The organism is Halanaerobacter jeridensis, assembly GCF_016908315.1.
Lineage (GTDB): Bacteria > Bacillota > Halanaerobiia > Halobacteroidales > Halobacteroidaceae > Halanaerobacter > Halanaerobacter jeridensis.
This window is the reverse complement of record NZ_JAFBDQ010000014.1, coordinates 84,523-94,691: the sequence shown is the minus strand read 5'-3', so window position 1 is coordinate 94,691 and position 10,169 is coordinate 84,523. Positions and strand designations below refer to the sequence as shown.

Genomic DNA, 10,169 nt, shown 5'->3' with positions numbered 1-10,169 from the left:
TTGATATTATTTATGCTATGATGCGAGACAAATCTACCTATGAATTACCTGAAACTCCTGAGTACGAAGTCTTAAATCAAGCCAGTTAATTGATAGTCTCTGAATTAGCTGCCATTAGTTAAAAAATCTATAATTATTGTTTTGGGGATTGCTAGGTCAAATTAATTTCCATTTTTTAACTTGTAAAACTTTTACTTGACATAAGACGTCTTAAATGATTTTTTTACTTATTGACTAACTTATTTGCAGCTACTGCAGCGGCTATGGCTGCAGGAAGAACAACTATTTCTACCGCCTTTATTCATAGCTCCACATTTACAACACTGCCATCGAGGAGGACCTCCAAAACCATCTGGATAATATTTTTGTTTAGTCCCCATTATTTTCACCCCCTGAATATTTAATTTATCACTCTCACTTATTTAATAGAGAAATAAGCTACACAGTTCTTAAAAATAATTGATGAATTTAAATTAAAACCTGTTTCCCTAATATATTCCTTATAAAATCAGCTATATAACAGTACCCACAATGTTAGAAAAAACTGGTTTGATAATAGCTTCAAATTGATCTGTATTTACTTTTACAGCCTGTGATTTTAATTCTCTAATATTATTCGATCATCTGTTATTTTCTTCCTGATTTTTTATCTATCCTTTTTCGGCTAGCATTTTCACTTTAGTTTGTCCAATTTTATAATGAGGATATCGCTCCTGATATCTCTTCCTAGCATATTTAGTTATTTTTAATTTGCCTACAAGTTTTTCTGAGTACTTAAATAACTCAAAGTATCAACTCCTATTATGCATTACTCCTTATTTCTCTACCATTTGTCCAGAGTTCAGCATAAACTAAGTCCTTGATTTTTTCTAATTCTTTTATTTTAGCTTTAGCTTGAGTTGAGTCTTCAAATTGTAAAGTAATATACTGGCTTTTAAAAATCACCTCAGTCCAATTAATGACGTCATTAATCCCTAAGCAATCAGCTATCTTAATAACTTTTGAACTGATAAACTGATTGTTTTCATTAGTAGTATTAGGCCACAGTGTTTTTGTTGGAATAAAAATAACTATTTTACCTTGAGATGCTTTCTGTTTAATTTCATTATTAGTAATGAAATTCATTTTATCCCCCCTGTTTTTAATATTCGATTTGTTACTTTCACTTATTTAATAGAGGAACAAACTAATCAGTTCCAAAAAATAATATAGAAATTTTACTCTAATAAACAATATTTATATTGTAATGAATTAAATTTCATCCATAATATGTCTAATTAAATTGCTTTATTATTTTAATAGATAAAACTTCTTGTAGATTATTAAATTTTTAAAATTTCATTTCTTAAATAGCCTACCTCTCCTTTATTCAAATAATTGAGTCAAATGGTGCTCTGTTCTTAAAATTTAGATTAGTTATTCTGATTTTTATTTTTATATAAACCTGTGCAACATAAATTTGCAATTTAAAGAGTAGTTATATATAATGAAAGATGAAAATAAAACAAGTTCCTGCTAGATCGGGAGTGATCCTAGTCTAAAGGGAAACAAAATTTAGAATTAATATTCTCTTCGTGAAAGGAGGAATCTAATCACAGGGAGGTATAAGGGCTAATTATGTCTAGACTTATCCTCTGTGGGTGAGTCTTTTTTGTTTTGGCTGGTGATTTTTTTAATTGACTTTGTGATTATTTGAACTTGTTTTAAAATTATTTGAAGGTTCTCGGTTAAATCTATAATAATTTTCACAATTAAAGTGTTAATAGATTCTTTAGTATTAGCTGTTTTAATGTTTTGACTATATGATTTTGAGTTTAATTGTCCATTCTTCATTATCAATTCTCAATTATAATGTAGGTGGTAGTAAATTTACATTTGTGCTTAGTACTATGAATTAAGCAACTAATTTAGCCGAGAGTACTATATTTTTTTATGAGGTGATAAAATGAGTGATTTTATTAATGATGAGAAATTAGAGACGATGTTAGATGAAGCAGAACCTACGGCTGAGGAAATAGATAGAATCATTGAAAAATCTTTAAATAAAGAACGTTTAAGTTTAGAAGAAACAGCAACTTTACTGCAGGCTGATAAACCTGAATGGATTGAAAAAATATTTGATGGAGCTCGCAGATTAAAAAGTAAGATTTATGGAGATCGGGTAGTATTATTTGCTCCTTTATATATTGGTAATAAGTGTATTAATGACTGTGAATACTGCGGCTTTAAGGCTTCAAATCAAGATGTAGAGCGCAATACTTTAAGTGAAGAGCAACTTAGACAACAAGTGAAAGCAATGGAAAGTCAGGGCCAAAAGCGTTCAATCTTAGTCTATGGGGAACATCCTGATTATGATGCTGACTTTATTGCAGATACAGTGGAAACGGTCTATGATACTACAGAAGGAAATGGAGAAATTCGCCGCGTTAATATTAATGCAGCACCTTTAGATGTGGAAGGCTATAAGAAATTAAAAGATGTAGGAATTGGAACTTATCAAATTTTCCAGGAAACATACCATCATGAAACTTATCAACAGGTTCATCCTAGTGGGCCAAAATCAGACTTTGAATGGCGTTTAACAGGTTTAGATAGAGCTATGGAAGCTGGAGTCGATGATGTAGGTATTGGTGCTTTATTTGGATTGTATGATTGGAAGTATGAAGTTTTAGGCTTACTAGAGCATACTATTCATTTAGAAGATGAATTTGATGTGGGACCACATACAATTTCTTTCCCGCGGATTAATGATGCCAGTGGAATTAATATTGATGATAAGTATGAAGTGAATGATGAAGAATTTAAACGCCTAGTGGCTATTTTAAGATTAGCAGTGCCTTATACTGGCATGATCTTAACTGCTCGTGAAGATCCAGAACTGCGGGATGAAGTAATGGAGTTTGGAGTATCACAAATTGATGCCGGAACAAGAATTGAGATGGAAGGCTATACTCATGCTGATGAAGAGCAGAATTTAGATAAAGAACAGTTTGAGATTGGAGATACTCGTTCTTTAGAAGAAGTAATGTATGAGTTAGTTAGAGATGGTTATTTACCTTCTTTCTGTACTGCTTGTTATCGCTTAGGAAGAACAGGAGAACACTTTATGGAGTTTGCTATTCCAGGCTTTATTAAACGATATTGTACTCCTAATGCGATTTTAACTTTCAAAGAATATTTAGAAGATTATGCTTCGCAGCGGATTATAGATGAAGGCGAAAAATTAATCGAAGAAAAGCTAGAGGAAATTGAAAAAGAAGATATCAAAACAGAATTGATTGAGAAATTGGAGCGAGTAGAAGATGGCGAACGCGACTTATATTTTTAAAGATAAAGCAAAAGAGTTAATAGATGAGGAAGAAATGAAGGTTTGGTTGAGTAAAAAACACGGCCGCAGAGTAGAATATGTATTTAAGGTGGGGACTGAACAATTTAGTCCCCCAACTCAGTTGGCTGAAGAGGGCGATTATGTACTCTTTAGTCAAGGAACTACTGATGAGGTGGAGCAGGAGTTAAAGGAGTTATTTGGGCAATTTATTAAATAATATCTATATAAAGTGGCACTATCGTGCCACTAGCTAGTAGATAAAAGCTAGTAGCTAGTAGTAAATTCAAAACCACAAAACAGTTCACAGCTTTGAATTATTGAATACTAGGTTAATGTTTTAGGTTTTGAATTTGATTTTATGTTTTTAACTACTAGCTCCTAGCTACTTACTTCTAGCTATAAAGTGGGAGGGGTTAAAATGAAATTAGAAAAGATCTTAAATAAAGATCAATATACAAAAGAAGATCTGTTATATCTAATTAATTTAGAAGATGAAGAAAAAATAAATAAATTGTATGATAAGGCTTATCAACTTAAAACTGAAAATGTGGGCCAAAAGGTTTATTATCGCGGAATTATTGAGTTTAGTAATATGTGTGAAAAGAACTGTAATTACTGTGGGATTAGAGCAGATAATGATAATGTAAATCGCTATTTTATGAGTAAAGAAGAAATTTTAGAAAGTGCTCAGTTTATTTATGACAATAATTATGGTTCGATTGTTTTGCAATCAGGAGAGCGAACTGACCAAGAATATATTGAGTTTGTTGATGATATAATTAAAGAGATTAAAGATTTAAGTAATGGTGAGTTAGGAATTACTCTTTCTTTAGGTGAACAGGATAGAGAAACTTATCAACGGTGGTTTGATTTAGGTGCGCACCGCTATTTGTTGCGAATTGAGAGTTCTAATCGGGAATTATATCAATCAATTCATCCCGATGATCATGATTTTGATCGCCGAGTAGAATGTTTAGAAGATCTGCGTGATATTGGTTATCAAGTTGGTACGGGAGTGATGATTGGAATTCCAGGGCAGAGTACAGAAGATTTAATTGATGATATTTTATTCTTTGCTCAGGAAAATATTGATATGATTGGGATGGGGCCTTATGTAATCCATGAGGAAACGCCAATAGTTAAAGAAATTAATGATAAAGAAAAGATAAAAGAGCGTAATTTAGATTGGGGCTTGAAAATGGTTGCTATTTTGCGTTTAGTGATGCCGGATATTAATATTGCAGCGACTACTGCTTTGCAAGCCTTAGATCCTGTTGGACGAGAGAAAGCTATGGAAGCAGGGGCTAATATTTTGATGCCGATTGTTACTCACAAGAATTATCGAGCTGATTATCAACTGTATGAGAATAAGCCTTGTATTGATGAGGAAGCATCTGATTGTAAGAACTGTTTAGCGCATCGGATAGCAACTGTTGGTGATGAGATTGGTTATGGAGAATGGGGCGATTCGCCGCATTACTTTAAACGGATTAATAACCCAGAGCAATTAGGGAGTGATATAAATGCAGAAAACGCCGCGGGCCAATAGATTACACATTGCTATTTTAGGACGGAGAAATGCAGGAAAATCGAGTTTGGTTAATGCTTTGACTAATCAAGATTTAGCAGTTGTATCTGATGTAGCAGGGACTACTACTGATCCGGTTTATAAATCGATGGAAATTCTTCCCATTGGCCCTGTACGAATCATTGATACGGCTGGAATTGATGATGAAGGTGAATTAGGTGATTTGCGGGTCAAGAAAACTAAAGAAGCGCTGCAGAGAACTGATTTAGCAGTTTTAGTAGTCGATCCTGAAGTTGGTGTTGATGAATATGAAAAAGATCTATTAGCTGAGTGTGAAGAGCGAGATATTCCAGTTGTTGGTGTAGTTAATAAAGAAGATAAGGTAGAAGATATAGCTTTGAACGATCTGATGAGTGAGCTAAGTATTAAACTATTGTCTGTAAGTGCTACAGAACAGACTGGGATTGAGAAATTGAAAAAAGAAATAATTCTGAATGCTCCTGAAAAGTTTGAAAAGTCTGAGATTATTGGTGATTTAATTCAACCGCAGGATACGGTAGTTTTAGTTATTCCGATTGATGCTGCAGCTCCTAAAGGACGCTTGATTTTACCTCAAGTGCAGACATTACGGGATGTATTAGACCATGATGCTCAGTCAATGGTGGTTAAAGATACAGAATTAAAAGGTGCTTTAGCAGAATTGAAAAATGACCCGAAGATAGTAGTGACTGATTCGCAAGCCTTTATGAAAGTAGCAGCAGATGTGCCCGAAAGAATTCAGTTGACTGGATTTTCAATCTTATTTGCTCGTTATAAAGGAGATTTAGAGATTTTAACTAATGGTGCCAAAGAAATTGATAATTTAGAAGCAGGTGATGATGTATTAGTAGCTGAATCTTGTACTCACCACCGAACTTGTGATGATATTGGTACAGTTAAAATCCCTCGTTGGTTGCGGCAAAAGGTTGGCGCGGACCTTAACTTTGATCATGTATCAGGGCGTGAATTCCCTGATAATGTTGAAGATTATGATTTAATTGTGCAGTGTGGCGGTTGTATGACTAACCGCAAGGAAATTTTATACCGCATTAAAAAGGCAGATAGTTTAGGAATTCCTATTGTTAATTATGGAATGCTGATTGCTCATGTGCATGGTATTTTAGACCGGGCTTTAGAGCCGTTTCCTTATGCGAAGATGCTATGGGATGAAGAAAAATCTATATAAAGTGTAGCTTCGAGATGTCTGAGCAAGCATTTCTTCGTTCAAAAATTTAGGATGATTCGTCTAAAATTCGTAAACTTAAAATAAATTTAGTTTAATCAAAATTGGAGATTAAACAACACAAAATTTATTTTAAGTTTACCTCATTAAGACTCATTAACCTCCTAAATTTAATACCACTACGAAAAACTTGCTCAGACATCTAATGATAGTCTTACTTTAATAGTGGGGGCAGTGATTGTCTTAAACTGAAGTTGCTTTTATTAATTGCGTTAAGAGTCATTAGCAAACTAGATTTAAAGACGCTCTGAAACAATTTCATTTCCCACCAATGCAGTTTTACTTTAATAGTGGGAGCAGGAATGGTCTTAAACTAACAAAAGTGGGTGATAATAATGCGGGAAGAAAAGGATTTAATCGGAACTAAAGAAATAGATGAAGATGCTTATTATGGGATCAATACAGCACGAGCCCAAGAAAATTTTAATTTGACTAATCGAAATGTGAATGAACATTTAATTGAAGCTATTGTAGAGATTAAAAAGGCTGCAGCGGCGGTGAATTATGAAGTTGATAGATTGGAGGAAGATAAGAAAGAAGCTATTATCCAGGCTTGTGATGAAATTTTAGCAGGAGCATTAGGGGATGAATTCCAACTTGATGCTTTACAGGGAGGGGCTGGAACCTCTACTAATATGATGGTTAATGAGGTAGTTGCCAATCGAGCGATTGAAATTTTGGGTGGTAGTAAAGGTGATTATGAAGTAGTACATCCTAATCAAGATGTTAATTTAGGTCAATCGACTAATGATGTCTATCCTACTGCCTTGAAATTAGCTTCTTTGCGTTTACTGATTCCCCTAACTGAAGAAGTAGCTGAATTGCAGGAGGCCTTCCAAGATAAAGAACGTGAGTTTGCTAATATTCTCAAACTGGGGCGAACCCAGCTGCAAGATGCGGTGCCGATTACCTTAGGACAAGAATTTTCTGCTTATGCTGAGGCTATTAGTCGTGACCGCTGGAGGTTATATAAGGTATCTGAGCGACTGAAGAAGGTTAATTTGGGTGGGACAGCAGTAGGGACTGGCTTAAATGCTGAACCTAAATTTATATTTAAAGTCGTTCAGGAGTTAAGACGTAATACTAACGTGAGCTTGGCCCATGCTGAGAATATGATTGATAATACCCAAAATTTAGATGTTTTTGTGGAAGTTTCAGGACTACTTAAGTCATTGGGAGTTAATTTAAATAAAATTGCTAATGATTTAAGGCTGCTTTCTTCTGGACCTAAAGGAGGAATTGGAGAAATTAAGTTACCTCAAGTACAGCCAGGTTCTTCAATTATGCCGGGCAAAATCAATCCTGTAATTCCTGAAGCAGTTAATCAACTCAGTTTCTTAGTGACTAGTAATGATCAAGCTATTACTTTAGCAGCTCAATCTGGTCAATTAGAGTTAAATGCAATGCTGCCGTTATTAGCTGATAAGTTTTTAGAGAGTTTAGAAACTTTAACTAATGGAGTGGAGATGTTTAGAGAAAAATGTATTGTAGGTATTGAAGCTAATGAAGAACGTTGTCAGGAATTATTAGATGATAGTTTAGGGCTATTGACGGCTTTGAATCCGTATTTAGGTTATAAATTAACAACTGAAATTGCTAAGGAAGTTTTGAATACAGATAAAACAGTTAAAGAAGCAGTTTTAGATAGAGATATTTTCAATGAGCAAGAATTAGAAAAGATTTTAAGTCCCCAAGAAATGACTCAGCCAGGAATTGCTGGAGAAAAATAGAATTTAAATAATGTTAATTCAAGTATGCTTTAGAAAAAGGGCATACTTTTTATTTTTTTGTTTTATTTTAGCAGGATTTTAGCTAAAAGTAGTGAATAATATAATTTGTAGGGATAGGTGATGAATGATGATTGGTAATATTGTGAATACAATTGCAATTCTAATTGGTGGTAGTTTAGGATTGTTTATTGGTGATAAAATATCTGAATCTTTAAAAGATATAGTAATGCAGGGCTTAAGCTTAGCTGTGTTGTTAATTGGATTAAAAATGGCTTTGCAAACTCAAAATATGCCGGTAGTTATCTTTAGTTTAGTACTTGGTGGTATTATAGGAGAATTTTTAAGCATTAAGACTAACTTAGACCGACTTGGTGATTGGATAGAATCTAAATTAGATAGTGAAAGTGAAATAGCGGCTGGATTTGTCCATACTAGCTTAATTTATTGTGTTGGTGCAATGGCGATTACTGGAGCAATTCAAGATGGTCTAGGTAATCCCTCGACACTTTATTCTAAATCATTATTAGATGGATTTTCAGCTATAGCTTTCTCATCTACGATGGGCCCTGGGGTCCTTGTTTCTGCTATATCGGTTTTCTTATATCAGGGTAGTATTGCTTTATTAGCTGGTTGGTCGCAGCAAATATTAATTGATCCAGTAATTACTGAAATGACAGCAGTCGGTGGATTATTGATTGTAGCAATTTCGTTGAACTTATTAGAGATAGTAAATATAAAAGTTGGGAACTTACTACCAGCTATTTTTATTAGTATATTTTTAGTATATTTGTTTTAAATTAATAGTAGGATTTTAATAGCTAAGATTGATTATCTAAATTGGGGGCGAAAGTATGTTTGAAGATAATCAAAATGAAAAAGTTACTATTCAAATAGTGCCGGAAACAGAAGAGGATGTCTTTACTTTAAAAATAGCAAAAAAGTGGATTAAATTTGCTGTATATTTTATAATAATCTCTTTAGTTTTAATAACTGGGATTCTATCTTACTACTATTATCAATTCAATGCAGCCCGAAGAGAGATAAGATTTTTAGTCCCCTATAAACAAAAAGTAGAGAATTTAAGAGAAAAAAATGACTATTTACAGAGTAAATTATCTAAATTATCTAATAAGACTGAAGAAATAAAAGAACAATTTAATCAGATAAAAAAAGAAAATCATAAAATTAAAGAAATGATTGATTTTAAAAACAAAGATGATTTGAGCAGTAAAACGGATGCTAAATCTAGAGATAGCAGTACCACTGCTAGTAATAAATTAGCAGAGTCGCAGACTGTTGCTCAAACAGCTCATAGTGTGGCTTCAGGAGTCTTAATTAATGCTACTAAACAGAATTTGTCTTCTTTAAATAAAGGAATTACTCAGCGTAAAAAAGATTTATCAACCTTGAAGCAAGAAGTGATTGATTATAAAGATTATTTGTCTTCTAAACCAAAGGGATGGCCTATTTTAGGTCATAAAGGACGAATTACTTCAGGTTATGGCTATCGCTTTCATCCAGTAGAAAAAAAACGTATATTCCATGAAGGGATAGACATTGGAGTATGGTATAACCACAAAGTAATTGCTACTGGACAGGCTAAAGTAGTATTTTCTGGTTGGAAATCTGGTTATGGGCGGGCAGTTGTTTTAGACCATGGTTATGGTTATCGAACTTTATATGGACATAATAATAAATTATTAGTTAGAACTGGTGAGGTAGTTAAAAGAGGCGAGCCTATTGCTTTATCAGGTAATTCAGGTCGTAGTACTGGACCTCATGTACACTATGAGGTATTAGTTAATGGACATCATACTAATCCAAAACAATTTTTTTAAGCAAGGGGGCTAATTAATGTTATTTGGAAGCAACGATAAAGAAAAAAATGAAACTTCAACTAAAGAAGTAGGTACTATAATTAGTCAAGGTACTAAAATTGAAGGTGAGGTAGAGGTTAAAGAATCAATTAGGATTGATGGACAACTAAATGGAAAGTTAACTGCTAAAGGCGATATCTTAGTAGGAAAAAGTGGAAAGTTAAAAGCAGATTTAGAAGGAGATAACATAGAAATAGCAGGTACGGTAGAAGGTGATGTACGTGCTAAAGGAAAATTAAAGTTGCTGAAAAATGGAGAATTAATTGGAGATATTTGCTATTCTAATTTAGTAATTAATGATGGAGCTGTATTTAAAGGAACTAGTATTTCTGATAAAGATAAAGAAACTAAAGGAAAATCTAAAAAAAATAAAAGTAAAAAAGATCTAAAAAAAAACTAAGTGACTATGAAATTACAATTGAAA

The 10,169-nt window shown here is 33.3% G+C and carries 10 protein-coding genes; 8 read left to right on the top strand and 2 right to left on the bottom strand.

Features of this window, described 5'->3' with window-relative positions:
• Positions 1–239: 239 nt before the first annotated feature.
• Both JOC47_RS12265 and JOC47_RS12260 read right to left on the bottom strand, forming a co-directional pair.
• On the bottom strand, positions 240–380 hold the full coding sequence (locus JOC47_RS12265; protein WP_204702371.1) for a hypothetical protein: 141 nt from the start codon (positions 378–380) through the stop codon (positions 240–242).
• A gap of 421 nt (positions 381–801) precedes the next feature.
• Positions 802–1,125 carry a hypothetical protein gene (locus JOC47_RS12260; protein ID WP_204702370.1) on the bottom strand — a complete coding sequence of 108 codons (324 nt, stop codon included), beginning with the start codon at positions 1,123–1,125 and terminating at the stop codon, positions 802–804.
• 820 nt (positions 1,126–1,945) lie between these two features.
• On the opposite strand from JOC47_RS12260, the gene hydG reads away from it, so the two are divergent.
• The 8 genes from hydG to JOC47_RS12220 all read left to right on the top strand — a co-directional run bounded on the left by hydG (position 1,946) and on the right by JOC47_RS12220 (position 10,145).
• Positions 1,946–3,328, top strand: a complete 1,383-nt coding sequence (hydG, locus tag JOC47_RS12255; RefSeq protein ID WP_204702369.1) for a [FeFe] hydrogenase H-cluster radical SAM maturase HydG — start codon at positions 1,946–1,948, stop codon at positions 3,326–3,328.
• Positions 3,303–3,545, top strand: coding sequence for a hypothetical protein (locus JOC47_RS12250; RefSeq protein WP_204702368.1), 243 nt, complete (start codon positions 3,303–3,305; stop codon positions 3,543–3,545). Before hydG ends, JOC47_RS12250 begins: the two co-directional genes overlap by 26 nt.
• A gap of 201 nt (positions 3,546–3,746) precedes the next feature.
• Positions 3,747–4,877 (top strand): [FeFe] hydrogenase H-cluster radical SAM maturase HydE, encoded by a 1,131-nt coding sequence (hydE, locus tag JOC47_RS12245; protein WP_204702367.1) that lies wholly within the window; start codon positions 3,747–3,749, stop codon positions 4,875–4,877.
• Positions 4,852–6,081: a [FeFe] hydrogenase H-cluster maturation GTPase HydF gene (hydF, locus tag JOC47_RS12240; protein ID WP_204702366.1), complete on the top strand. Its 1,230-nt coding sequence runs from the start codon at positions 4,852–4,854 to the stop codon at positions 6,079–6,081. Before hydE ends, hydF begins: the two co-directional genes overlap by 26 nt.
• Positions 6,082–6,473: 392 nt before the next feature.
• Complete coding sequence (locus JOC47_RS12235) at positions 6,474–7,868, top strand: aspartate ammonia-lyase (RefSeq protein ID WP_204702365.1); 1,395 nt, start codon at positions 6,474–6,476, stop codon at positions 7,866–7,868.
• 127 nt (positions 7,869–7,995) lie between these two features.
• Entirely contained in the window at positions 7,996–8,664 is a 669-nt protein-coding gene (locus JOC47_RS12230; protein WP_204702379.1) for a DUF554 domain-containing protein, read from the top strand.
• Between the two features lie 55 nt (positions 8,665–8,719).
• Positions 8,720–9,706, top strand: coding sequence for a peptidoglycan DD-metalloendopeptidase family protein (locus JOC47_RS12225; RefSeq protein ID WP_204702364.1), 987 nt, complete (start codon positions 8,720–8,722; stop codon positions 9,704–9,706).
• Between the two features lie 16 nt (positions 9,707–9,722).
• Complete coding sequence (locus JOC47_RS12220; protein WP_204702363.1) at positions 9,723–10,145, top strand: bactofilin family protein; 423 nt, start codon at positions 9,723–9,725, stop codon at positions 10,143–10,145.
• Positions 10,146–10,169 lie beyond the last annotated feature (24 nt).